This is a genomic window from Corynebacterium freneyi (assembly GCF_030408835.1).
Classification (GTDB): domain Bacteria; phylum Actinomycetota; class Actinomycetes; order Mycobacteriales; family Mycobacteriaceae; genus Corynebacterium; species Corynebacterium freneyi.
The window spans coordinates 474,895-500,805 of record NZ_CP047357.1 but is presented as its reverse complement, the minus strand read 5'-3'; the positions used below and the strand labels follow the sequence as shown (position 1 = coordinate 500,805).

19 protein-coding genes are annotated in these 25,911 nt (G+C 69.5%); 10 read left to right on the top strand and 9 right to left on the bottom strand.

Translation table 11 applies throughout. The annotated features are described in order from the left end of the window. The first annotated feature begins 10 nt into the window (after positions 1–10). The 3 genes from CFREN_RS02170 (at position 11) to CFREN_RS02160 (ending at position 4,643) form a co-directional block, all read left to right on the top strand. Positions 11–736, top strand: a complete 726-nt coding sequence (locus CFREN_RS02170; RefSeq protein WP_209654156.1) for a hypothetical protein — start codon at positions 11–13, stop codon at positions 734–736. A 172-nt stretch (positions 737–908) separates the two neighbouring features. Further along, positions 909–1,817: a flagellar basal body-associated FliL family protein gene (locus CFREN_RS02165; RefSeq protein ID WP_209654157.1), complete on the top strand. Its 909-nt coding sequence runs from the start codon at positions 909–911 to the stop codon at positions 1,815–1,817. A 117-nt stretch (positions 1,818–1,934) separates the two neighbouring features. Next, positions 1,935–4,643, top strand: coding sequence for a DUF6541 family protein (locus tag CFREN_RS02160; RefSeq protein ID WP_209654158.1), 2,709 nt, complete (start codon positions 1,935–1,937; stop codon positions 4,641–4,643). Between the two features lie 19 nt (positions 4,644–4,662). On the opposite strand, the gene CFREN_RS02155 is transcribed toward CFREN_RS02160, so the two are convergent. Both CFREN_RS02155 and CFREN_RS02150 read right to left on the bottom strand, forming a co-directional pair. Continuing rightward, on the bottom strand, positions 4,663–5,619 hold the full coding sequence (locus CFREN_RS02155) for an exodeoxyribonuclease III (protein ID WP_070519283.1): 957 nt from the start codon (positions 5,617–5,619) through the stop codon (positions 4,663–4,665). Positions 5,620–5,709: 90 nt separating this feature from the next. Next, positions 5,710–6,987, bottom strand: a complete 1,278-nt coding sequence (locus CFREN_RS02150) for an MFS transporter (RefSeq protein ID WP_244979558.1) — start codon at positions 6,985–6,987, stop codon at positions 5,710–5,712. 208 nt (positions 6,988–7,195) lie between these two features. On the opposite strand from CFREN_RS02150, the gene CFREN_RS02145 reads away from it, so the two are divergent. From CFREN_RS02145 to CFREN_RS02135, 3 genes are all read left to right on the top strand, one after another. After that, positions 7,196–8,587: a hypothetical protein gene (locus tag CFREN_RS02145; protein ID WP_209654159.1), complete on the top strand. Its 1,392-nt coding sequence runs from the start codon at positions 7,196–7,198 to the stop codon at positions 8,585–8,587. Positions 8,588–8,896: 309 nt separating this feature from the next. Then, complete coding sequence (locus CFREN_RS02140; protein WP_035119872.1) at positions 8,897–11,119, top strand: NADP-dependent isocitrate dehydrogenase; 2,223 nt, start codon at positions 8,897–8,899, stop codon at positions 11,117–11,119. 263 nt (positions 11,120–11,382) lie between these two features. After that, complete coding sequence (locus CFREN_RS02135) at positions 11,383–12,711, top strand: O-acetylhomoserine/O-acetylserine sulfhydrylase (RefSeq protein ID WP_209654160.1); 1,329 nt, start codon at positions 11,383–11,385, stop codon at positions 12,709–12,711. Positions 12,712–12,748: 37 nt separating this feature from the next. On the opposite strand, the gene CFREN_RS02130 is transcribed toward CFREN_RS02135, so the two are convergent. Beyond that, positions 12,749–13,252: a DUF1707 SHOCT-like domain-containing protein gene (locus CFREN_RS02130; RefSeq protein WP_209654161.1), complete on the bottom strand. Its 504-nt coding sequence runs from the start codon at positions 13,250–13,252 to the stop codon at positions 12,749–12,751. Positions 13,253–13,357: 105 nt separating this feature from the next. Here CFREN_RS02130 and CFREN_RS02125 point away from each other — a divergent pair, with 105 nt between their 5' ends. Next, positions 13,358–13,939, top strand: a complete 582-nt coding sequence (locus CFREN_RS02125) for a TetR/AcrR family transcriptional regulator (protein ID WP_209654162.1) — start codon at positions 13,358–13,360, stop codon at positions 13,937–13,939. Positions 13,940–14,062: 123 nt separating this feature from the next. Beyond that, positions 14,063–15,175, top strand: a complete 1,113-nt coding sequence (gene metX / locus CFREN_RS02120; RefSeq protein WP_209654163.1) for a homoserine O-acetyltransferase MetX — start codon at positions 14,063–14,065, stop codon at positions 15,173–15,175. On the opposite strand, the gene CFREN_RS02115 is transcribed toward metX, so the two are convergent. The 6 genes from CFREN_RS02115 to CFREN_RS02090 all read right to left on the bottom strand — a co-directional run bounded on the left by CFREN_RS02115 (position 15,172) and on the right by CFREN_RS02090 (position 23,639). Next, complete coding sequence (locus CFREN_RS02115) at positions 15,172–15,486, bottom strand: DUF3017 domain-containing protein (protein WP_052053938.1); 315 nt, start codon at positions 15,484–15,486, stop codon at positions 15,172–15,174. The two genes, metX and CFREN_RS02115, sit on opposite strands and share 4 nt — an antisense overlap. Positions 15,487–15,608: 122 nt before the next feature. After that, entirely contained in the window at positions 15,609–16,463 is an 855-nt protein-coding gene (locus tag CFREN_RS02110; protein WP_209654164.1) for a bifunctional methylenetetrahydrofolate dehydrogenase/methenyltetrahydrofolate cyclohydrolase, read from the bottom strand. Between the two features lie 46 nt (positions 16,464–16,509). After that, positions 16,510–17,139, bottom strand: a complete 630-nt coding sequence (locus CFREN_RS02105; protein WP_209654165.1) for a hypothetical protein — start codon at positions 17,137–17,139, stop codon at positions 16,510–16,512. 62 nt (positions 17,140–17,201) lie between these two features. Beyond that, positions 17,202–17,873: a tRNA (cytidine(34)-2'-O)-methyltransferase gene (locus CFREN_RS02100; RefSeq protein ID WP_209654803.1), complete on the bottom strand. Its 672-nt coding sequence runs from the start codon at positions 17,871–17,873 to the stop codon at positions 17,202–17,204. A 327-nt stretch (positions 17,874–18,200) separates the two neighbouring features. Next, positions 18,201–20,075 (bottom strand): alpha/beta hydrolase family protein, encoded by a 1,875-nt coding sequence (locus CFREN_RS02095; protein WP_070519293.1) that lies wholly within the window; start codon positions 20,073–20,075, stop codon positions 18,201–18,203. Positions 20,076–20,240: 165 nt separating this feature from the next. Next, a complete protein-coding gene (locus tag CFREN_RS02090; RefSeq protein ID WP_246580231.1) occupies positions 20,241–23,639 on the bottom strand; it encodes an error-prone DNA polymerase in 3,399 nt (1,132 codons plus the stop codon). Positions 23,640–23,943: 304 nt separating this feature from the next. On the opposite strand from CFREN_RS02090, the gene CFREN_RS02085 reads away from it, so the two are divergent. Both CFREN_RS02085 and CFREN_RS02080 read left to right on the top strand, forming a co-directional pair. Then, positions 23,944–24,840 carry a MetQ/NlpA family ABC transporter substrate-binding protein gene (locus CFREN_RS02085; RefSeq protein ID WP_209654167.1) on the top strand — a complete coding sequence of 299 codons (897 nt, stop codon included), beginning with the start codon at positions 23,944–23,946 and terminating at the stop codon, positions 24,838–24,840. Next, complete coding sequence (locus CFREN_RS02080; protein WP_209654168.1) at positions 24,830–25,897, top strand: methionine ABC transporter ATP-binding protein; 1,068 nt, start codon at positions 24,830–24,832, stop codon at positions 25,895–25,897. Before CFREN_RS02085 ends, CFREN_RS02080 begins: the two co-directional genes overlap by 11 nt. Positions 25,898–25,911 lie beyond the last annotated feature (14 nt).

Here is a 25,911-nt window from a genome sequence, read left to right as displayed (position 1 = left end):
GACCCACACCATGGATTCGCAATTCGACCCGTTCGACGAGAGGGATTTCGATCGCCCCTCCGACTGGCGGCCCCACCAGCCGCCGGAGCACCCCTTTCAGCCCTCCCCGCCGCCGCAGCGACCGCACGACGGCGGGGGCGGTAACCGGGGCCTGCTCATCGGCCTCATCGGGGCCATTGCGGCGCTGGTGATCGTCGCCGGCGTCGGCGTCGTCCTGTTCATGCGCGACGACGACGCCGACGTCGAGGCCCGCGAGACCACGATGGTCGACGACTCCCTCCCGGCCACCGATCGAACTCCCGAAGACGCCTCTCCGTCGACGCGCACCCGGACGGAAACCGCGACCGTCACCGAAACGCGCACCCGGACGACCACGCCGGCCTCCAGCACCGACGGATCCGGCGACGCCGGCGGCAGCGGCGGCTCGGACAGGTACATCGCCGGCCCCGGACAATACGGAGTGGGCCTGAACACCTACCGTGCGTGCGACGACGTTATCGGCACCAGCTGGGTCGGCACCGGCCACTCGACCACCACCTGCGGTTTCGCCGAGAACATCGCACTCAAACTCGCCTACGCAGACATCTCCGACGCCCCGCTGACGGTCACCGCATACAGTGCGGCGACCCAGGAGAACATCTCGATGTCCTGCCGCCGCGCCAGGGATTCCGAACGGGATCCGGTGTTCAAGTGCGAGGGCGGCCGCAACGCCGTCGTGTACGTCTATCCGTACTGAGTTCGCCGCCGGGCTGAATTCGCCGCCGGGCCGGGTCGTCGCCGCCGACCGGACGCCCGGAGACAATTCCGTGCCACCCGTGCGTACCCGATATATGGTCTGGGTATAAATTTTTGGGTCGGCCGACGACGGCGACAGCCGCCGATGGCCAAATTCATCGGAGGGACGGACAATGAACTCGAACCGACCGAACGACGGCGGAGGCGACGGCTTCGGGGATCAGCCCTGGGGTCAGGGCGGACCGTATTCCGGAGCAGGCGGTTCCGGCCCCTACGGTCAGCAGGGCCCGTCCGACCCCTACCAGCAGCCCTACGGCCAGCAGGGCCAGCCCAACCCCTACCAGCAGCCCTACGGCCCGCAGGGCCAGCCCGGCCCCTACCAACAGCCCTACGGCGAGCCCGGTCAACAGGGTGACGACCGGACCCTGGCATGGGAGAGCAGCCCCTACGCGTCGGGGCCGGGACAGCAGCAGGGGGTCTACGGCGCGTACGGTGCGCCCGGTGCGCCCGGCGGTCCTGGAGGCCCCGACCAGAACGGGGGCAAGGGCAACACCGGCCTCATCGTCGGCATCATCGTTGCCCTGGTGGCGCTGATCGCCATCGTCGGCGGCCTGATTTTCTTCCTCGGCGGCGACGACGAGGAGCCCGTCGCCAGTGGGACGGACACGACGTCGGAAAGCACGACCTCGACGACCAGCTCCGCTACCAGCACCCCGACCTCCACCCCGCGGGAGCCCTCCACGGAGGTGCCCACGACCCCCTCCACGCCCGCCGACGACGGCGAGTTTTCCGCTCCTCCCGGGTACTTCGGCACCGGGCTCGACGTCTCCCACTCCTGCGAGGCGCCCACGGGCGTCAAGTGGGTCGGAGCCGCCAGCTCCCTGACCACCTGCCTCACCGCCGAGGAGGTCGCGTCCGACCTGGTCGGCCATAGCCTCGACGATGCGCCCGTTTCGATCACCGCCTACGACGATCTCCTCGAGAAGGACGTCGACTTCACGTGCGAGGAAACCACCGACGGAGACGGCGACGCCCTCTTCGAGTGCAAGAGCGACTTGGATACCGTGTACGTCTACCTGTGATTTTCCGGGACGCGCCCCGGGAGGGGGGGGGGAGGGCGCGCGGCATCCGACGCCGATTCCGCGCTCCGTTCCATCCCCGCCCCGTGCCCCGCATTCCCCTTGTCCGAGTGAGGTTCCGTGCTCCTGGCAGCCGTCGTGACCGCCCTGCTTTTGATCGCGCCGGGCGGGGTCACCGGCATGGCCGCGGGCCTGCGCCCCATGCCCGCTCTCGCCGCAGCGGGTCCGATCACCGTGGGAGTCGCGGGCTTCGGGGCGTGGGCGGCCGGTGCGCTGGGCATCGGCTGGGGTTGGCCGATGTTTCTGGCCGTGTGGGCGGGTGCGACGGCGATCGCGTATCTGGCGCGACGGTTCATTCCGGGCGCCGATGCGCACCCCCGGCCGTCCTTGGGCCGCTCCCCCATGCGTCCGACGGCCGCCGAGTGGGCCACTGCGGTGACGGCAGCCGCGGTGACGGTGGTCGGTTCGGTGAGGTACCTGCTGCCGCTGCGGGATTTGCCGGACGGCGGGTCGAACCTCCGCCAGGCGTGGGACCTGCAGTGGCACAACAACTTTCTGCGTTGGGTGGCCGACGAAGGCATCGCATCGCCGACGCGGGCGGGCGAGCTGATGAACCGCGAGACCGCCGCGGAGATGTTCTACCCCGCGGCCTGGCACGCGCTGGGCTCCCTGCTGCCGGGTGACCCGATCCTCCAGGCCAACGTATTCGGTGCGGTGGCCCCGATGGTGCTGTTGCCCGCGGGGGCCGCGTTTGTGACGTGGGTCGTGGCGGGCCCCCGGTGGGCGGTGGTGGCCGCCCCGGCGGCTGCGGTGGCGTCGATCGCGTTGCCGGAGATCACCGGGGCGCTGATGGTCACGGGGTCGCTGCCGTACCTGTTGGCCGTCGCGACTATTCCGGCGTCGCTGGCGCTGTTGATCACGGGCCGCACGGTGGCGGCGGTTCCCGCACTGGCGGGGGTGTTCCTGGCGCATCCGGCGGCTGCGGTGGCCCTGGCGGTCTTTGTCCTGTTGTGGTGGCTGACCCGCCCGCGCGCGGGTTCTCTGGTGCGCCTGCTCGTCACGGCCGCGATCGTGGCGGTGTTGCTGGCGCCGGTTCTGGTGTCGGCGGCGGGTTCGGGTGATTCCGTCGCCGAGTATCACGGGCAGGTCGGCATCGATCGCGCCCAGTCGGCGTGGTGGACGGTGACGGGCCAGTCGAATCACACGCAGGCGATCGGCTGGTACCCGCCGGCGGTGGTCCTGACCCTGGTGGGTGCGGTCGTTCTGCTGTTGCGCCGTCGGCCGTGGACGCCGTGGCCGGTGTTAGGGCTCGTGGTCCTGGGCGTGGTCGCGGACAATGCGCAGGCCCGATGGGCGGATCCGTTGGGCGAGTGGCTGCGCGTGTTGGGCACGTTCTTCTATGACATGGCCTATCGCCTGCAGGCGCCGATGGGTGTGCTGCGTCTGGTGTGCATCGGCGTCGCGGTCGCGTGGGTGGCGGAGCTGGTTCTTCGGGCATGGTCGTCGGTGCGTCGCGGGCGGTGGCGTGACGACGGCCCCTCGTCCGCGTCGTCGGCCCCATGGGAAGGTGCGCCGGGGGTGGCGGAACGGTCGCCCACCCGACGTGCGACCGCCGCGGCGACGGTGGCGGCGGCGGTGGCGTCGCTGGTGCTCGTCCCGGTGTCGTGGGCGACCGGTGACGATGCCCGACTGACCATGACGGCCAGCCGCGGGAGCACGTACGTTTCGGACGCGGACCGGCGCGCGATGGAGTGGTTGGCGCGGCGGCCCCACGCGATGGAGGGCCATGTCCTGGTCAACCCCGCAGAGGGGTCGGGCTGGATGTACGCGCTGAACGGACTGCCGTCGCTGTTCACCCATTTCCCGTGGCCGGACGAAAATTCCGTGATGAGCAGGGAAGCGCTCGACGACCTCGACCTCGCCGGCACCGGTGTTCCGGGCGATCCGAATGCCGTCAACGACGTCGATGTCGCGCTGCGCAAGCTCGGCATCCGGTACGTGTTCGTGTCCCCGCCTTCGGCCGGCATGGCCGGCGGTGCGGCGTTGGCCAGCCGATCGTGGGCGTGGTGGACCGACGGGTTGACCCCGGTGTACCGGGATGGCCCGACGACGATTTTCGCCGTCGACGCGATGTTTCCCGGCACCGAGCTCGAGGAGGTGCTGACGTCGTCGCCGCACCCGCCGGCGCACCCGGATCCCGCCAGGCTGCCGCGCCGACAGCCGATCGTCGCCCCCGAGGGGGAAGCCGTCTCTCCGTTGTCGGGTGCGGTGATCGGCGTGCGCGCGGACATCGGCGACGTCGCGGAGGCACTGGCCGACGCTACGGTGGCGGAACTGCGCGGCCGCGGGGCGACCGTCGTCGAGCTGCCCGACGGTGACCTCTCCGATGCAGATGCCCACGCCGATGTCGATGGCAAGGACGCCGCCGATGCCGACGCCGCAGGATCATTCGACGCGGTGATCAACGTCGTGGTCGACGAGGAGGGCCCGGGGTTCTCCGGAACTCGGGTGACCGGCCTGTACGAGGGAGCGGACGGTTTCGCCGACCCCGGCACCGCGGACCTGGCGGCGGGCATCCGCGACGCCCTCGTGTTCCACCGGTTCTCCCCGGGCAACCGGTACGACGAGGAGGGGCGGCCCGGCGACGTCGTCGACGGCCTGTCCCCCGCGTTCGGCACGCCGTCGTCGTTCGGGACCCCGGAGGTGATCGTCTCCGCGGGCAACATCGACGACCCAGCCGAGGCCAAGGCCCTGGAGACCCGCGAGTGGCGGGTCCGGTACGCCCGCGGCATCGCCGACGGCATCGCCTCGATGCTCCGGCAGTCCTGACCCGACCCAGGGCGCGGGCCTAGCGGTATTCGACGATGACCGGCGCGTGGTCGGTCCACCGCCGGTCGTAGGCCGACGGCTTGTCCACGACGGACGACACGGCGCGGTCGAGCATCGGCTTCGTCGCGGCCTGGTAGTCGATGCGCCATCCCGCGTCGGTGTCGAACGCCTGGCCGCGGTAGGTCCACCACGACCACGGGCCGTCGGCGTCGGGGTGCAGGCGGCGGGTGACGTCGAACCAGTCGGGGTCGGCGTTGACCGCGGGCGGGGTCCACTCCGACCCGTCGGTGAAGACGCCGGCGGCGAGTTCGCGGGCCGACGCGTTGAGTCGGGTGTCCTGCGGCGCCTCGTCGGGGAAGGTGCCGAAAACGGAGTCCATCCACGCCCGCTCCTGCGGCAGGAACCCGGACTTGGTGCGGTTGGTGCGCCAATTCTTCAGGTCCTGCTCGCGGTGGCAGATGTTCCAGTCGCCGCCGATGACGGCGTGCGCGCCCTCCCGGCCCGCCGCCCCCAGCTCGGCGAGGTGGCCGGAAAACGCGTCGAGGAACCGGTACTTCTCGTCCTGCTTCTCCGTCTTCGCCGATCCCGACGGCAGGTAGAGGCTGGCGATGAGCACGTCCTCGGCGATTCCGGAATCCCCGGCACGCAACACGCCCGACACGTAGCGGCCCATCCGGTCGAACTCGTCGGAACCGAACCCCACGCGGACGTCGTCAAGCTCCGCCCGCGACAGGATGCCCACCCCCGCGCGCCCCTTGGCCAGCTCGTTTTCCGCGCCGATCCAGTGCCATCCCGCTTCCAGGGCCGGGGCCAGAGCCGCACGGGCCTGATCGTCGGTGGCGCGGACCTCCTGCAGCAACACCACGTCGGCGGAGGTGTCCTCCAGCCAGGGCAGCATGCCCGGGTTGTCCTCGTGGCGCTTCTTCACGGCTGCGCGGATGCCGTTGACGTTGATGGTTGCGATGGTGAGCGGCATGCCCGGCAGCCTACTTCCCAGCCCGGATCCGCGTGACGACGGCCCGCGTCCCGCCGCAGCGGCCAACGGCGCCGGGAGGCGGGTCCGGGGTCAGGCCTGCAGGACGGCCTTGTCCCGGTCCGCCCCGGACCGTCGGGACCGGGCCCGCAGCCACGCCGCCGGGGCCCACACCAGAATCGCGGCGACGGCCATGGCCGCACCCGCCAACGCCGGGGCCCGGTAGCCGAAGCCCGCGGCGATGACGGCGCCGCCGATGGCCGCACCACCCGCATTGGCCATGTTGAGGGCCGCCTGATTCAACGCGGCGGCGAGAGTCTGGGCGCGACCGGCGACGTCCATCAGGCGGGTCTGCAGGTTGGGCACCAGCGTCGAACCGAGCATGCCGATCACGCCGAAGTTGATCACCGCCGGCCAGCCCAGCGGCGCCGTGAAGAAAAACGCGACCAGGGCGACCGCCATCGCGATGAGCGTCCACAGCAGGCCCATGTCGCCCACCCGGTCGCTTACCCAGCCGCCGAGGTACGTGCCCGCGACCATGCCCACGCCGTAGGCCATGAGCACCAGCCACATGAGCGTCTCTGCCAGACCGCCGACCTCCGTCATGGTCCACGTGATGTACGTGTACACGGCGAACATGCCGCCGAAACCCACCGTGCCGATGGCGACGGTGAACCACACCTGCGGGGTCGCCAGGGCGCCGAGTTCCTCCAGCGGACGGGTGGCGGGCATGCGGTTCATGTGCGGCACCGCGAACCACAGCGACACCAGCGCCGCGACGCCGATGGCGGCGACGAGCACGAACGCGGACCGCCAGCCGTAATGCTGGCCCAGCGCCTGCGCTGCGGGAACGCCGGCGACGGTGGCCACGGACAGGCCCATCCCGGACAGGGCGACGGCGCGGCCGCGTTTGCCCGGCGCGGCCAGCGACGCCGCGACGAGGGCGGCGACCGAGAAGTACGCGCCGTGGGGAATGCCGGCGATGAAGCGGGAGGCCATGACCGCACCGAAGGACCCCAGCGACCCCGCCCACACGGTCGCGCCGTTGCCGATGGTGAAGGCCGCCATCAGCAGCAGGAGCATTCTGCGTCGCGGCACGGACCCGGTCAGCACCGTGATCAGCGGGGCGCCGACGACGACGCCGAGGGCGTACATGGAGATGACCGCCCCGGACTCCGCCTCGCTGCGTCCGAAGTCCGCGGCGATGTACGGCAGCAAACCCATGGCGACGAATTCGGTGACGCCGATGCCGAAGGCACCCACCGACAGGGCCGCGATGACCCAATTGCGGCGCGCGTCGGACACGTCGTCCTGGCGGGGCACGGGCCGCCGGTGTGACGAGAATGACTGTCGATGAACGATCTTGGGCAATGATCCTCCCGGGTGCGGGTGCTCGAACGTGGGTGACCGATACGGTCAAAGTGCTGGTCCGGGCGACGAAGCCGCAGGTTATGGGTCCACCCGGAAGAAGTCGGTCATCATAGCGGATGCCCTGCGGGTTGGTTATCGTGAAAAATCGTGCAATGCCTCCGGAGCACCGTGCCCCGGCGGTCGACGAAAAACCCCGGAAAGGACCCGCGTGAACGCGCATTACGACTTCTACGAGAGCCTCGGCCTCGACAAGAACTCCTCCACGTCCGACCTCAGGGCGAGCATCCTCGAGACTCTCGAGGGCCTCAAGCGCGACGAGGTCCCCTCCCATGACGCGCGAGCCCAGGAAAACTCCGTGGCGCTGGCCGTGCTCGGCGACGACCGGGTCCGCGCGAAGTACGACGCCCGACTGGCCGACGAATCCGCCCCGCGGATGGGCATCCCCGAACTCCGCGCGCTGGCCACCACCGGCTCCTTCCCCGACGAGCAGCAGGCGCCCACCGCCGCGCCCGCCCAGGGCTCCCCCGGTCAGGGTTCCCGCGGCCAGGGTTCGCACGACGATCAGGCCACCACGGTCATCCCCGCCGCCCAGCCGAGCCCGCAGGACCACTCCGACGAGGACGCCGCCGGTGACACCCACGCGGCCGAAGCCGACTCCTCCGCACCCCACGGGCAGCCGGCCATGCCCGCGCAGCCGTACGGCCGTGCCGCCGACGGCCCCGCCCCCGCCATGGCCCAGGCTCCGGCGCAGCCCCGGCAGCAGGGCGCGCCCTCCCCGCAGGGCAGCGTCGCACAGCTGATGGACGCCGTGCCGGGCGCCGCCAAGGCCCTCATGTTCACGCTCGGCGGCATCGCCGCGTTCTGTCTGCTCATCACCCTGGTCGAGATGCTGCTCATGTTGCTCGACGGCTTCCCGACCATGGGGGCGGGGACCGGCCACATCCTGTCGCTCGCCGTGGCCGTGCTCCTCATCCCGAAGGTGCTGCGCGGCAACGACTCGACGGCGGTCATCCCGCTCGCCGGAGCCTCCATCGGCTTGGCCGCCCTGTACCTCAGTTACATCGTCCTCGACATCACCCTGGAGGTCGACGGGGTCGTTTCCACCACCAGCCAGGTCATCTTGATGCTGGCCTGGATCGCCGCGGCGGTGCTGACCTTCCTCGCCGACACCCGCGCGTGGCTGGGCGGCACGTACGCGGCTCCGGCCATGCCGGCGGCGCCCCGGCCCCAGTACGGCCAGTACGGCGCCCAGCAGCAGGACCAGCCGAACCAGCAGCCCCAGTTCGGCGCCGGTGCGCAGCAGCAGTCCCCGCAGTTCGGCCAGTCCCCGTACGGGGCGCAGCAGTCCCCGCAGTTCGATCAGCCCCGGTACGGCTCGGATCAGCAGGCCCAGCAGAGCCAGCAGCCCCAGTTCGGACAGTCCCCGTACGGCCAGTCGCAGTTCGGGCAGCCCCAGTTCGGCGCCGGTGCTCAGCAGCAGTCCCCGCAGTTCGGCCAATCCCAGTACGGCCAGCCCTTCGGCGACCGCCCGTCCTTCCCCGGTTCAGACGGCCCCGGTTCGGACGGCGGCGCGGACGCCTCGGACGACTCCCGCGCCTGACACCTCGTCGGCCACTCGCCCGACGGCATGAAGCCCCCGCGTCGGGGTGGACGGCATCCCGCCGCCCTCCCCAGCGCGGGGGTAGTTTTGTGTCTTAAATTAGTAATTGACGGATTGGACGCATCCGCCATCGCACCGCAAATATCCGCGAAATATCGGTGACTTGCAACACAATCAAGCGTTACGTGGATCACACCGCAGGTAGAGCGTCATTTCACGCATCTGAAGCAAAACGGCGAAGTGGGTATCGTGGTCTCCAACAGTTCACAGACATTCACGGATCCTGCACCAAATAGGAGAACTCACCACATGGCCACGATCATCTGGACCCGCACCGACGAGGCTCCTCTTCTCGCGACCTACTCGCTGAAGCCCATCGTCGAGGCGTTCGCCGCACAGGCCGGCATCAACGTCGAGACCCGCGACATCTCCCTCGCCGGTCGCATCATCGCCCAGTTCCCGGAGCGTCTCTCCGAGGACCAGCGAATCGACGATGAGCTGTCCGCCCTCGGCGAGCTGGTGAAGGAGCCCGGGGCCAACATCATCAAGCTGCCGAATATTTCGGCCTCCATTCCGCAGATCAAGCGCGCCGTCGCCGAGCTGCAGGAGAAGGGCTACGACATTCCGAAGTACCTGTCGCAGCCGGAGACCGAGGAGGAGCGCGCCGACCGCGCCAAGTTCGACAAGGTCAAGGGTTCCGCCGTCAACCCGGTGCTGCGCGAGGGCAACTCCGACCGCCGCGCCCCGGAGGCCGTGAAGAACTACGCCCGCAAGCACCCGCACCGCATGGGCGAGTGGTCGGCGGACTCCAAGACCAACGTCGCCACCATGGCCTCCAACGACTTCCGCCACAACGAGAAGTCCGTGATCATGGAGCAGGACGACAAGCTGACCTACGTCCTGGAGACCGACGACGGCCACGAGATCGTGCTGAAGAAGGACATGCCGGTCCTGAAGGGCGAGATCATCGACGGCACGGGCATCAATGCGCAGATCCTGTCGTCGTTTTTGAAGTCGCAGATCAAGAAGGCCAAGCGCGAGGGCGTCCTGTTCTCCGTGCACCTGAAGGCCACCATGATGAAGGTCTCCGACCCGCTGATCTTCGGCGAGGTCATCAAGGCCTTCTTCCCGTCGGTGTACCCGAAGTTCGAGGCCAAGCTGGCTTCCGTGAACCTCACCCCGGACTACGGCATCGGCGCCATCCTCGACGGCCTGCACAAGCTCGACGTCGGCACCGCCTCCGCCGTCAAGGCCGCCATCGAGCGCGACCTGGCCGACGGCCCGGCGCTGTACATGGTCAACTCGGACAAGGGCATCACCAACCTGCACGTGCCGTCGGACGTCATCATCGACGCCTCCATGCCGGCGCTGATCCGCAACGGCGGCAAGGGCTGGGGCCCGGACGGAGAGGAGAAGGACACCCTCGCGGTGATCCCGGACTCCTCCTACGCCGGCGTCTACCAGGCGGTCATCGACGACTGCCGCGCCAACGGCGCCTACGACCCGACCACGATGGGCACGGTCCCGAACGTCGGCCTGATGGCCCAGAAGGCCGAGGAGTACGGCTCGCACGACAAGACCTTCCAGATGCCGGAGAACGGCGTGCTGCAGGTGCTCAACTCGGCCGGCGACGTGCTCATCGAGCACCACGTCGCCCGCGGCGACATCTGGCGTTCCTGCCAGACCAAGGACGCCCCGATCCGCGACTGGGTGAAGTTGGCCGTCAACCGCGCCCGCGCCACCGGCGACCCGGCCGTCTTCTGGCTGGACCCGTCCCGCGCCCACGATGCGAACCTGATCACGAAGGTCAAGGAGTACCTGAAGGATCACGACACCGAGGGCCTGGACATCCGCATCATGGACCCGGTGGCAGCGACGAAGCTGTCCGTGGAGCGCATCCGCGAGGGCAAGAACACCATTTCCGTCACGGGCAACGTGCTGCGCGACTACCTGACCGACCTGTTCCCGATCATGGAGCTGGGCACGTCGGCGAAGATGCTGTCGGTCGTCCCGCTGATGGCGGGCGGCGGCCTGTTCGAGACCGGTGCCGGCGGCTCCGCCCCGAAGCACGTCCAGCAGGTGCAGGAGGAGAACCACCTCCGCTGGGATTCGCTGGGCGAGTTCCTGGCCCTGGCCGAGTCGCTGCGCTACGCCGGTTCGCATGACGACGACCCGCGCGCCGGCGTCCTGGCCGACGCCCTGGATCGCGCGACTTCCACGCTGCTGGAGAACGGCAAGTCCCCGTCCCGCAAGGCCGGCGAGATCGACAACCGCGGCTCGCACTTCTACCTGGCGCTGTACTGGGCGCAGGAGCTGGCGGCGCAGGACGACAGCGCCGAGCTGAAGGAGGTTTTCGCCCCGGTGGCCGAGGCGCTCGCCGCCAAGGAGGAGTCCATCGCGCAGACCCTGCTCGATGCTCAGGGTGAGCCGGCCGATCTGGGCGGCTACTTCCTGCCGGACGACGAGAAGACCACCGCCATCATGCGTCCGTCCGCCGAGTTCAACGAGATCATCGACGGCCTGCGCAAGTAGGTCCGGCTGATCGGACGCCCCGCTTCCCCTTCCGGGAGGCGGGGCGTTTTTTCGTGGGCGTCGTCGCAAAGCAGGGGCACTGCTTGACGACGTCCCGTCCCCCGGTCAGCGGCCCGATCCCCGGGACATGGCGTACCGCATGGTTCACTGTCCCGCGACCGGCGGATTTCACCATTATTTTGCACTAGACAGCTCGGTTCATTACGGTGGCGGGAGTGTTCCGCGCACGCGATGTGCGGCACGACGACGAAAGGACGAAAGCCATGACCACCCGCTACGACAATTCCGGTGCCGCCGACTGGGCGCTGGAAACCCGCGCCATCCACGTCGGCCAGTCCCCCGACGCGCAGACCAGCTCGCGCAACCTGCCGATTTACAACACCACCTCCTACGTGTTCGACTCCGCCGAGCACGCCGCGAACCGGTTCAACCTCTCCGACCCCGGTCCGATTTACACCCGCCTGACCAACCCCACGGTCGACGCCGTCGAGCAGCGCCTGGCCAGCCTCGAGGGCGGCGTGGCCGGCGTGCTGTTCTCGTCCGGCCAGGCCGCGGAGACCGCCGCGATTCTCACGCTGGCGCGCGCGGGCGACCACATCGTCACCTCGCCGCGCCTGTACGGCGGCACGGAGACCCTGTTCAAGGTGACGCTGCCGCGCCTGGGCATCGACGCGACGTTCGTGGAAAACCCGGACGACCCGGAGTCGTGGCAGGCCGCCGTGCAGGACAACACCGTCGGCTTCTACGCCGAGACCATCGCCAACCCCCTGGCCGACATCCTCGACGTCGCCACCGTCGCCGAGGTCGCGCACCGCAACAACGTGCCGCTCATCGTCGACAACACCGTGGCCACCCCGGCGCTGCTGCGCCCCCTGGAGCTCGGCGCCGACATCGTGGTGTCGTCGACCACCAAGTACCTGACCGGCAACGGTTCGGCCCTCGGCGGCATCCTCGTCGACGGCGGCAAGTTCGACTGGACGCAGACCCGCGAGGGCCGCGGCGACGTCCACCCCAACTTCACCGAGGCCGACGAGGCCTACCACGGCCTGAAGTTCGCCGACCTGGGCGCCCCGGCGTTCGCGCTGCGCGCCCGCGCCGGCATCCTCCGCGACACCGGCGCCGCCCCCGCCCCGTTCAACGCGTGGGTGCTGGCGCAGGGCCTGGACACCCTGGCGCTGCGCATCGAGCGCCACAACTCCAACGCCCAGAAGGTCGCCGAGTACCTCGAGGGCCGCGCGAGCGTGGCCAAGGTCAACTACGCCGGACTGAAGTCGTCGCCCTGGCACGCGACGAAGGAGAAGCTGGGCCTGGCCGGCGCCGGCGGCGTGCTATCCTTCGATCTCGCCGACGCCGGCAAGGACGAGGCGTGGACGTTCATCGACGCCCTGAAGCTGCACTCCAACGTGGCCAACATCGGCGACGTCCGCTCGCTGGTCGTCCACCCGGCCACCACCACCCACTCGCAGTCCGACGAGCACGGTCTCGCCCGCGCCGGCATTTCGCAGGCGACCGTCCGGCTGGCCGTGGGCATCGAAAACGTCGACGACATCATCGCCGACCTCGAGGGCGCGTTCGCGGCCATCGGCAAGTAGCCGGCGACGGGGCTCGGGTCGGCGCCGAACCCCCGTCTCACTCGCCGGCCGGCCGATCGTCGGCGCCTTCGATGCGTTCGATGCGCCGGCGGCGGTCGGCCTTCTTCAGAGCCTCATATTCGGAGTCCTCGCCGAAGTCGAGGACGATGCGTCCACCGATGGAACACACCACGATGGACACCATGGCGACCGCCGGCGGGGCCCAGCCCGTGACCATGAACAGCACGCCGAGAACGACGGCAAGGGCCACGCCAAACCAGTCGAGCCCCTCGACGAGACGCCCGCGGGTGCGAATGCGCGCCATTTCGGGGTCGGGCGCCGTTTCGGCGGGAGGCCCTCCGAGCCCCCGAAACGCCGGCACCAGATCGACGTCACAGATCGCCGCGACGACGAGCGCCGAGCGGGCATCGAACTCGTCGACGTCCAAACGCCCGGCGGCGAGATGATCGGCCAAAGCCTCCATCGCAGCCGACCGATCCGCGTCGGACAACCTCGGCGATTCATCGGCGGGCTGGACATCCCTGCGAGACGATTCGTTCATGACACCCCTTCAATACAGTCGTATGGTTTGGGGTCATTGTGCATCCCCGACGCCGCCACGTCAATACGAATGTATTTTTTCGCGATCGCGATCTACGGTGAAAGAATGACCAGGAACTCCGCAACTACCCGAGAGCTGATCCTCGACGCCACGACCGCCCTGCTCGCCACCCGGGGCGCGGAGCATGCCACCGTACGCAAGGTCGCCTCGGCGGCGGAATTGTCGCCCGGCGCGGTGCAGCACCACTTCTCCACACGCGACCAGCTCATCGTCGCCGCCTACGAACACACCGCCGCATCATTCCGGAAAACCCTCGAGGCGACGCTCGCGACCATCGACTCTCCCACCGAACGCCTCCGCGCTGCCTGCCACCTGCTGGCCGGCTGCGCCGACGATTCGGACCACACGCGGGCGGCGACCGCGGCCTGGCTGGCCTTCGCCGGATTAGCCGCCACCGACGGCCCGGCGGCCCCCGGGTACCGGGAATCGTGGCAGCTCGTGGAAGACGATCTCGCCGCCGCCGTGGGCGATCGGGAGGAGGCGGCGCTGCTGCTCTCGATGCTCGACGGCATCGCCGTGGCCCGCCTCACCGAACCGACGCGAATGACGGCGCAGCGGGGCCGCGATCTCATCGATCGTCAGCTCGCGCGGATGCCCGCCGGGAGCTTCTCCGCCGAAGATCGTTGATTCGTCGACCGTGACCGCCCCCGTGATGGGCGTCCGTCCGACCCGAGGGCCGCGTCGTCGACCGGCGCACCCGACCGCGATGCGGTTTCCCGGGAACTACTAGACCAAGTAGTCTTGATTTCGATGAACATCACTCTCCCGCCCGAAGGTCGGCCCGGGTACGTCCAGATCGGCGACGTCACCACGGAGGCCGGCGCCACCATCCCGGACGTCACCGTCGCCTTCGAGCGGTGGGGACGCCTCAACGCCGACGCATCGAACGTCATCCTGCTGCAGCACGCCCTGACCGGCGACGCCCACGCCTCGGGTCCGTGCGACGACGACCACCCGACGCCGGGCTGGTGGAACGGCATGATCGGTTCCGGCCGGGCATTGGACACCGACGAGTACTGCATCATCTGCACCAACGTCATCGGCGGCTGCCGAGGCACCACCGGACCGTCGTCGGAGCACCCGGACGGCGGCGCATGGGGTTCGCGCTTCCCGGCCATTTCGGTGCGCGACACCGTCACCGTCGAACGCATGGCCCTGAAGAAGCTCGGCATCGAATCGGTCGTGGCGGTCATCGGCGGCTCACTGGGCGGCGCCCGCACCCTGGAGTGGTCGCTGATGCACCCCGACGAAGTCGGCCGCGCCCTGGTCCTGTGCGTCGGCGCCCGCGCCAGCGCCTGGCAGATCGGCATTCAGTCCGCGCAGATCCAGTTCATCGAAAACGATCCCGCCTGGCACGGCGGCGACTACTACGGCACCGGCGAACGCCCCGTCCACGGCCTCGGCTTCGCCCGCCGCGTCGCCCACCTGACCTACCGCGGCGAACTGGAACTCGACGACCGCTTCGGCGCCGCCGCCCAACCCGGCGAAAACCCCCTCGGCCCGATGCGCACCACCGACCGCTTCCAGGTGGAAAGCTACCTGGACCACCAGGCGGACAAACTCGCTGCACGCTTCGACGCCGGCTCCTACGTGGTGCTCACCGACACCCTCAACCGCCATGACATCGGCCGGGGCCGCGGCGGCATGAACGACGCCCTGGCCTCCTCGACGGTGCCCACCATGGTCGCCGGCGTGGACACCGACATCCTGTACCCGTTCCACCAGCAGGAACACCTGGCCCGAAACCTCGGCAACTGCATGGGCCTGGAAACCATCGAATCGGCCGTCGGCCACGACGGCTTCCTCACCGAATTCGAACGCGTCGACGGCATCGTCCGGAAGTTCCTCGCCGCCCCGGTCTAGCTCCCCAACGCGTCGACCGAGCTGGCCAAAAACACCATGCCGCCACCGACGAGGAGACAGAACCACAGGTCGAACTTCATCGACCGGACGCTGAACACACCCAACAGCGAATCGGGCAAAAACTGACGGATGACGCCCAAATACATCATGGTCACCCCGAGCATGAACGTCGCCCGCCGCCACCGCTCCAGCCCGAGAAACACCGCCGCAGCGCCGAGGCCGAAAAACAGGCCCCCGTACAACAACCACCGGACGCGCTCCGGCCACGCCTCCCCCCGCGCAGGCCCCTCCGGCGAATGAGGATTCACCATCGGATCGGGCAAATCATCACGACTCGCCCGCTCCGCGATTTCACGCCCGCCGAAACGCCCCGCGCCCCCTTCCGGAAGGTGCGGCGAACGACGGGGGCGCGGCGGCGTCGTCAAGCCAACCCCTACAGACCCGCCAAGCGCTCGGCGCGCTCGACCACATTGCGCACCAGGAACGCACGCGTGAGCGGACCAACGCCACCCGGATTCGGAGACACCGCGCCCGCAACCTCCCACACATCCGGATGCACGTCGCCGGCCAACTTGCCGTCCAAACGCGACACCCCCACATCAAGCACCGCCGCACCCGGCTTGACCATGTCCGCCGTCAGCATGTGCGCCTTGCCCGCCGCCGCGATGACCACATCCGCCTGCCGCGTCTCCGCCGCCAGATCCTTCGTCCCCGTGTGACACAGCGTCACCGTGGAATTCTCGCTGCGGCGCGTCAGCATCAAACCAATCGGCCGACCGACCGTCACACCGCGACCGATGACGCACACCTTCGCGCCCGCCAACTCCACGCCGAAACGACGCAGCAAATGAATGCAACCATTCGGCGTACACGGCAACGGCGCCGGCTCATTGAGCACCAACTTGCCCAAATTCACCGGATGCAGACCATCGGCATCCTTCTCCGGATCGATGAGCCCCAAAATACGGTTCTCGTCCAAGTGCTTCGGCAACGGCAACTGCACGATGTACCCCGTGCAGGCATCGTCGGCGTTGAGCTCGGCGATGACCGCCTCCAACTCCTCCTGCGTCGTCTCCGCCGGCAGATCGCGGCGAATCGAGGAAATGCCGATCTGCTCGCAATCGCGGTGCTTCATCTTCACGTAGGAATGGCTGCCCGGATCATCGCCGACCAGGACCGTCGCCAAGCCCGGCGTCACGCCGGCTTCCTTCAACTTCGTCACCCGCGTGGCCAGATCCTCGAAGATCTCGTCGCGGTACATCTTGCCGTCAAGCTTCGTCGCCGTCATGGCTCCCAGTATGGCAAAAGCCGCCCCCGCGGCCGAACGCGGAGCCCTAAACCACCGGCGGCGGTGAGCCGGGACCGGGCGCCGGACCAGGGTTGGGGCCGGGGCCCGCGCCCGGGTTGGAGCCGGGGCCGGCGCCTGGGTTGGGGCCGGGGCCAGCGCCCGGGATGGAGCCGGGGCCGGGCACACGCGAACTCTGCTGCACCACGACCCAAACCGTCACCGCCAACCAAACGACGGCGACGAACGAGAAGAAAGCCGCAATCGCCGAGTCCGAGTCCGCCTGCCCGCCGAACACGGGCACCAGCCGCTCCATGAGATCGCCCAGCGGATTCCCTTGATCGTCCACGTCGGTGAAATCCCCCGGGGTCACCACGACCAGCGCGGCGAAAAACCACCAAAGACCAGTGCACGTCCGGGCCGCCTTGCTGCGGGCCGCGCCCCCGTACCACCGCGCCGCCCACACCGCCGTCAGCACCCCATTGAGGACCACGAACGCCGGAACCCAAAAGAGGATCAGGATGAGCGTGAACCATCCCAACACCCCGACCAACGCGCCGCGGAATATGAAGGCCAGCAGGGGAAGCCACACGAACGACGAGCCGATCACCCACATGAAACCGGGGTCTCGCCTACGCGGCAGGACGGGAGGGACGTCTTCCGTTTCATTGTCGTTCATGGGGGAAAGTATGCGTGACATCCCCACCGATGTCACCCGCGCTTCTACCGCCCGCCGGGGTACTAATGCCCGCCGGGGAACCCCATCTGCCGCCACGCCTCGTACGCCGCCACCGCCGCCGCGTTGGACAGGTTCATGCTGCGCCGCCCCGGGATCATCGGGATGCGAATCAGATCCGTCACCCTCGGGTCGGCCAGCGCCTCGTCGGACAGACCCGTCGGCTCGGGGCCGAACAGCAGCACGTCACCCGGGCGGTAGTCCACGTCAACGTGCCACTTCTCCGCGTGCGCCGTGAACGCGAACACCCGCGGACGCGCGCCAACGGCCCCGGATTCCCGGTCCGCACCGTCGGGCAGCCCGTCACCCGCGTTCCGCGCGTCCCCTTCAGGCAGTCCGTCGCCGTCGTTCCGAGCGCCACCGGCGGACGGCCCCTCACCGTCGGCAAGCAGAGAAACCGGCCCCACCAGCTGCGTCAGCGCAACGTCCAACGAAGGGTGGACGTGAACCTCGGCCAGATCGTGGTAGTCGAGACCGGCGCGGCGGACGTGGCGCTCCTCGAAGTTGAATCCCAGCGGCTCCGCCAGATGGAGCGCCGCCCCCGTGCCCGCGCACATGCGGATCGCGTTGCCCGTGTTCGGCGGAATCTGCGGGCTGGCGAAGAGAACGTGGCAATACGGAGACGAAGCAGGGGCATCGGCGTCGGGCGTTGACGCGTTGGCTTCGGTCGCACCGATCCCGGGGGCGCCTGCGCTGGGGGTGTCGGTCACGGTGGAACAGCGTACGCGGCACCTGGATCGCCGGTCGCCGCCGACCCGGCGGATGGCGGCCCGATGGGGACGCCGAGAAGGACCTGAATACGACAAATGCAGCCTCACACCGAGTGAACGCCGATAAAAGACCAGGACGAGAAATTCCGTGGCTGCATTTGTCGACTAACTGCCGTGTCCCGGTAGGTTGCGAACGACTTCCGCGGGACACGACACCTAGTCTTCGACCCCCGGGGCGCCGGCGGGACACGACACCTAGTCTTCGACCCCCGGGGCGTCGGCGGGACACGACACCTAGTCTTCGACCCCCGGGGCACCGGCCTTCATTTCGGCGATGCGGGAATCGAGCGGAGCCAGGTTCGGAGTGGTCACCAAGCCATGGTCGCCCAAAAAGTCCAGCAGCGCCGCGGCGATGAGGCGGCGGCTCTTCGGCTTGGCGAACTTGTGCCCCTCCCCCGGAACCCGCAGGTACTCGGTGGGAACGCCGCGGGCGCCGAGCGCATCGCGCATCTGCAGCGACTCGCGCTCCGGCACGTTCGTGTCCCATTCGCCGTGGATGAACAGCACCGGAGTGACGATGCCCGCCGCCCGGTTCAGCGGCGACACCTGCCGCAGCAGCTCGGCGTCCTGGAACGGGTATCCGTACTTCGGGTACGCGGCCGCAGCCAGCCACGGCTCGGTGGACCCGTAGTAGCTTTCGAAGCTGGTCATGCCGCACGCATCGACGATGCACCGGAACAGATCCGGGTACCGCGACGCGACGAGCAGCGACAGGAACCCGCCGTAGCTGCGGCCGCCCAGCGCCAACCGCTCCGGGTCGCCGATGCCGGTGTCGACGAGGAAACGGGCGGTGTCGGCGACGTCGTCGATGGCGGCGAACCGCCCGTAGCGGTCGTCGGCGTGGAGCACCGATCGCCCGGCGCCCGACGAACCGCGGATGTTCGGGGTGAAAACGGTGACGCCGGAGTCCACCAGCGTGGTGAGGATGTCATGGTTGACCGGCCTGGACTGCAGCTCCGGGCCACCGTGCAGGTGGATGTACACCGGCTGCGGGCCCGCGGCGTCCTCGCCTTCCCCGTGGTAGAGCCAACCCGACAGTTCCAGGCCGTCGCGGGCGGTGAAGTGCACCAGCTCCGGGATGTAGTTTTCCTGGGCGCGCTCGGCGATGCGGCGCGTGCGGTCGACGTTGATCGGCTCGATCTTGCCGGTCGACGTGCGCAGGATCTCCACCGTCGGCGGCAGATTCGGGCCTTCGACGGTCAGGGACAGCAGCTCGCCGTCGTCGGTGATGGACAGGCCGGAAGCGACCATGCCCGGCAGCTCCACCGACCGTCGGACCAGCACTTTCTGGTCGTCGCCAAGGGTGAGCAGGTCCAACAGGGAGACGCCGGAGGTGTTCCACAGCACGGCGGCGGTGGTGAGGTCTTCGCTGATGACGAACTCGTCGACGTCCGAATCCGGGTTGCCGATCCACTCTTCGGCGGTGACGTCGCGGCCGTCGACGACGATGCGCAGCACGCGGCGACGATCCGAGGAATGATCCGAACACGCGATGACGGTGACGCGGCCGTCGGCGGTCGCGGATTCGTCGCGCAGGATGGTGCCGGCGTCGGTCATGGCGCCGGGTTCGGGGCGCAGCAGCGGCAGCCACGTCCCGTCGGGCTTGACCAGCAGCAGTTCGCGGCTGCCGCGGGGGCCGACCCGCATGAGGGCGTGGCCGGATTCCGCGGAGACCAGCAGCGAGTCGGTGCGGCGGTCGAGGACGGCGTAGTCGCCGGTTTCGGGGTCGACGAGGCGGCCTTCGGTGATGCCGTCGGCGTCGACGGCGTCCATGGCGAGTTTGTCGCGATCCCATTCGACCAACATGGTCTTCGCGTCGCCGGACAGTTGCAGTCGTTTGGCCCCGGGGATGGCGGGGTCGGTGGACACGAGCCACGTTTCCAGGCGTTCGGTGCCCAGCGGGGAGACTTCGCAGGCGATCCAGCGGGCGTCGGGCGAGTGCAGCACGCGGGTCACGGGGCCGTCGACGGGGAGTTTCACGGGGCGTTCGTCGCCGAGACCGTCGTCGGTCAGCGCCACCTGCACGGCCTTGGGGTAGCCGCGTTCGCGCACGATGTACGCGATCGCGCTGCCGTCGGGCGCGAGGGAGGATGCATAGGTGTGCCGCATACCCGACGATCATAGGAAAGGCGGGGCCCGCGACGACGGCGCGCCCCCGGATCACTGCGGCGGTGCGACTGACTAGCAACGCCGTCAGCTTTCCCTCGATCATCGGATCACGTGCTGCGCCCCTTTCCCCGATCGTCCGGTCACGTGCTGTGCCCCTTCCCCCGATCATCGGAAGTCCCGGCTGCGCCCGGCGATGACGGGGGCGGCGACGACCTCGCGCAGCGGGGTGAGTTTGTCGGCGACGATGGTCACCGCGCCGGAGGCGTTTTGGGCGATGCCGCGCACCACCAGCGCCCGTTCGACGGTGGCGATGGTCCGGAACCGCTGCCACAGTCCCGGGGTGCACAGGACGTTCATCAGCCCGGTTTCGTCTTCCATGCCCAGGAAGATCACGCCGCCGGCGGTTCCGGGGCGTTGCCGGTGGGTCACGATGCCCGCCACCAGCACCCGCGACGAATCCTCCACCGCGCCCAGCTGCGCCGCGGGGGTCACTCCGATCGCGTCGAGTTCCCCGCGCAGTCGCGCCACCGGGTACTCCCCCGGGGTGACGCCGGTGCCCGCCAGGTCGGCCGCCGCCAGTTCGAATTCGGTCATGCCGGGCAGCGCGGGGGCGGAGGCGACGGTCAATCCGGGCAGCATGCCCTCGTGTTCGGTCGCCGCGATGCCGGCGGCCCACAGTGCTTGACGACGGTCCATCCCCAGGCATTCCAGCGCCCCCGCCCGGGCCAGGGCCTCCACGTGGGAGACGTCGAGCGACGCTCGTCGCGCCAGGTCGGCGACGTCGCGAAAAGGTCCGCCACGGAAAAGGCCGGCCTCGTCGGCCTCCGCGCCGCAGCGGTCCCGGGCGTCGACGATGCGTCGGGCGGCGTCGTCGCCAAGCCCCGCCACCGACCCCAGACCCAGCCGGATCCGCCCGCCCGGGCAGTCCGCCTCGACGCCGGAGACGTTGACGTCCGGGCCGTCGCACCCGACTCCGTGGCGGCGGGCGTCGGCGACCAGCGACTGCGGCGAGTAGAAGCCCATCGGCTGCGCCCGCAGCAAGGCGACGCAGAACTCCGCCGGGTAGTGGTATTTGAACCACGCCGAGAAGTACACCAGCGACGCGAAGGACTGGGCGTGCGATTCGGGGAACCCGTAGGCGGCGAAGGCGACGATCTTGTTCCACAGCCGGTCCGCGACGTCGCCGACGATGCCGTTGGTCCGTCGCAGCCCGTCGAGGAACCGGGTGCGCAGCGCCTCCATCCGCTCCACGGAGCGTTTGGCGCCCATCGCCCGGCGCAGCGAGTCGGCTTCCGCCCCGGTGAACCCGGCGGCGTCGACGGCGATCTGCATGAGCTGTTCCTGGAACAGGGGGATGCCCAGGGTTTTGCCCAGCGATTTTTCCAGCACCGGGTGGTCGTAGGTCACCGGTTCGAGCCCGTTGCGTCGCCGGATGTACGGGTGGACGCTGCCGCCCTGGATGGGGCCGGGGCGGATCAGCGCCACCTCGACGACCAGGTCGAAGAATTCCCGCGGCCGCAGCCTGGGCAGCGTGGCCAGCTGCGCGCGCGATTCGACCTGGAACACTCCGACGGCGTCGGCACGCGACAGCATGTCGTAGACGGCTTTTTCGGCCACGTCGATCTCCCACAGCCGCACGGTCCGCCCTCGGTGTTCGGCGACCAGGTCGATGCAGTGGTGGATCGCCTCGAGCATGCCCAGCCCCAGCAGGTCGAACTTCACCAGTCCGGCGGCCGCGCAGTCGTCCTTGTCCCACTGCACCACGGACCGGTTTTCCATCCGCGCCCATTCCACGGGCACGACGTCGGCGATGGGCCGGTCGCAGATGACCATGCCGCCGGAGTGGATGCCCAGGTGTCGGGGTTGCCCGAGCAACCGTTCGGCGAGTGCGGTGACCTGCTCGGGCGGCTGCGCGGTCCCGTTGACCCACGCGTCGACGACGCCCGGCGCGTGCCCCAGTGCCCGGGCGGCGTCGCGCAGCGCCCCGCGTCGCCGGTAGGTGATCACGTTGGCCACCTGCGCGGCGTTGTCGCGGCCGTAGCGCCGGTAGACGTACTGGATGACCTCCTCGCGCCGCCCGGATTCGATGTCCAGGTCGATGTCGGGCGGGCCGTCGCGTTCGGGCGACAGGAACCGTTCGAACAGCAGCCCCGCCGCAATGGGGTCGACGTTGGTGATGCCCAGGGCGAAGCACACCACCGAGTTCGCCGCCGAGCCGCGTCCCTGCGCCAGGATGTTCTCGCGTCGGCAGAATTCGCAGATGTCGTGGACGATGAGGAAATACCCCGGAAAGCCCAGTTCCCCGATCACGTCGAGTTCGCGTTCCAGCTGCTTCCAGGCTTGCGTGACGACGGTCGGCGCACCTCCCCCGCCCTCGTCGGATGCTCCGGTCGCGTCGGCGTCCAGCCCCTCGGCCGGCCCGTAGCGTCGCAACGCCCCGGCGCGGGCGATGTGGGCCAACCATGAAGACTCGTCGTGGCCTTCGGGAACGTCCCAGGCCGGCAGGTTCGGCGCGATGAGGTCCAGCGTGAACGCGCATTCCGCCGCCACCTGCGCCGTGGCGTCCAGCACGCCGGGCAGGTGCCCGAAGATGGCCTCCAACTCGGCGCTGGACCGCAGCCACGATCCCCCGGTCGGCGGCAGCTTCGGTTCATGGTCGTCGAGGGATTCGCGCTGCGCCAGCGCATGCTTCGCCCCGGCCACCCGCGCATCCGCCGGAGTCGCCGCCGTCGCCGCGGCGCCGGCCACCTGCCGAAGTCCGTGTTCGGCCGCCGCGGCGGCGAGATCGCGCTGGTCGTCGGCGGCGCCCGGGGTCGGGTCGACGTGATGGTCCACCGCCACGTCGTCCGGGCCGAACGCCGCGACCAGCTCCCCGAGATGCGGCAGCCAGGCGACGTCGGCGAGCACCTGCCAGTACCCGTCGGCGGCCTGCGCCAATTCCGGCAGCGCCGGGTAGCGGGCCACCCCCTTCTTCCCGCCGGACATGAGGGCGTCGTTGATGACGCGGCTGAGCCGCCGGTACCCCTCCGGCCCGCGCGCCAGCACCGTCAACGGCGCCCGCGGCAGCGACAGCTCCGCCCCGATGATCGTGTCCAGTCCCGCCTCCGCCGCGGCCTCCGCGAACCGGGCGACCCCGTAGAGCCCGTCACGATCGGCGATGCCCAGCGCCCGCAGCCCCAACCGCACCGCTTCGTCCACCAAATCGGCCGGGTCGGACGCCCCGTGCAGGAAGGAGTAGCTGGTCCGGCAATGCAGGTCGACGCCGCCGACTAGGCCGACGACGCCGACGGACACATCGCCGCCGACGCCATCCGATGCGCCATTCGATCGGACATTCGCCCAGACATTCGCGGGACCATCGACGCGGCCACCCCCGCCGACGACACCACTTCCCCGGCCTCCGCCCCGACGATGCCCGTTGAAGCCGTACCCGGGAGTCAACGTCCCCACCGATCTCCCGGACAAGATCCGTTCGATTCTCGACCAGCTCAAAGGCCCCCCGGCACGAGAGCCCGCACCGGCACCGGCGGCACCACCGGCCCCGTCGCCGACTCCACCACCGATCCCATCATTGACCCCATCACCGACGCCGCCCGCGAAACCCCTCCACACGCTCATGGCCCACACGCTAGCCCCGACCACGGATTGGCGCGAACACGCATTCGAACATTCCTGGTCCGGGGCTTGCCCGCACCCCCGCAGACCGTCGTCACGCACCGCCCGCGACCGCGCACCCCACCGCACCCGCACCCACCACCGCCGACGGCGCTTTTTAGCTGATCCGCCCAGGGTGCTACGCTAATCCCACAACAAGACAGCTTGGTCTATTCGCGAACAGTGCGACGGACCCCACTGCAAGGAGAGACACATGGCATTGCGACGTTTCGCAGCCGGCGCCGTCGCCCTGGCCTTCGCGGCCACCGGCCTGGTCGCCTGCGGCAACGACGACCCCGCGGCACCCCTCGCCGAAGGCGACACCATCCGCATCGGCACCACCGACTTCGAAAAGGAGGCCTGGCAGGTCTTCGAAAAGCAGGTCGAGGAAGCCGGCATCGACATGGAGATCGTGCCCTTCACGGAGTACCCGCCGGTCAACACCGCCCTCGCCGAAGGCGACCTCGACGTCAACCTGTTCCAGCACATCAAGTACCTGGCGCAGTACAACGTCGGCTCCGGCGCCGACCTCACCCCGATCGCCTCGACCGAGATCGTCCCGCTGGGTCTGTACTGGAAGGACGGCGACTCCGTCGACGACATCAAGGACGGCACCGAGGTCGTCATCCCCAACGACTCCACCAACCAGGGCCGCGCCCTGAGCGTGCTGGAGAAGGCCGGCCTCATCGCCCTCAAGGGCGACTCCGCCAACCCGTCCCCTCTGGACATCGACACGGAGAAGTCCCGCGTCACCGTCACCCCGATCGACGCCGCCCAGACCCCCGCCGCCTACGGCGAGGGCACCCCGGCCGTCATCAACAACACCTTCCTCGACCGCGCCGACATCGACCCGAACTCGGCGATCTTCAAGGACGACCCGAACGACAAGGCCGCCGAGCCGTACATCAACGTCTTCGCCACCACCCAGGCCAACAAGGACAATGAGCAGCTGAAGAAGCTCGCCGAGATCTGGCACGGCCCGGAGGTCACCGAGGCCGTGGCCCGCGACTCCCGCGGCACCTCCATCCCGGTGCAGCGCCCCGTCGAAGACCTGGAGAAGATCCTCGACGACGCCGAACAGGAAGCCCGCGAGAACCCCGATGCCGAGTAAGCCCGGCACCCGCGTCGAACTGCGCGGAGTTTCCAAGGTCTTCGGCTCCGGCGCCAACGCCACCAGCGCCGTCGACGACGTCACCCTGTCCGTCGAACCGGGCGGGGTGCTCGGCGTCATCGGCTACTCCGGTGCCGGCAAGTCGACGCTGATCCGCCTGATCAACGGGCTGGAGAACCCGACCTCGGGCGAGGTGCTCCTCGACGGAGTCGACATCGCGGGGATGAAGGAGAAGAAGCTGCGGGAGGTCCGCCGGGACATCGGCATGATCTTCCAGCAGTTCAATCTCTTCACCTCCCGCACGGTGGCCGGCAACGTCGCCTACCCGCTGGAGTTGGCGGGCGTGGAACGTGCCGAACGCAAGCGCCGCGTCGCCGAGCTCCTCGAGTTCGTGGGCCTCGGCGACCGCGGCGATTCCTACCCGGAGCAACTGTCCGGCGGGCAGAAACAACGCGTCGGCATCGCCCGCGCGCTGGCCACGAACCCGTCGCTGCTGCTGGCCGACGAGGCCACCTCGGCCCTCGACCCGGAGACCACCGCGGATGTCCTGGAGCTGCTGCGCGAGGTCAACCGCACGTTCGGCGTCACCATCGTGCTGATCACCCATGAGATGTCGGTGGTGCGCGCCATCGCCGACCGTGTCGCGGTGATGGAAAACGGTCGCGTCGTCGAGCACGCCACGGTCCATGATCTGTTCGCCAACCCGACCACCGACGTCGGCCGGCGTTTCGCCTCCACGGCGCTGCGGGACCGTCCGAAGGGCCGGGAGCTCGATTCGGCGTTGGGTTCGCTTGACGACGGCCCCGCCGCCGCGCTGGTCACCGTCAGAGTGGATGACGCCGTGCCCCTGGGCCGGGTCCTCGACATCGCCCGCGCCGAAGGGCTCGACGCCACCGTGGCGCACGGGTCCGTGACCAACGTGCAGGCCCGGTCGTTCGGCCGTCTGACGCTGCGCCTCAGCGCGACGGGCGACGCGGCCCCCGATGACGTGGCCGCGGCGGCCGAGCGCGTCGTCGCACGGCTCGACGAATTCACCGAAAGCGAGGTCATCCGATGAGCGTCACCACCGCA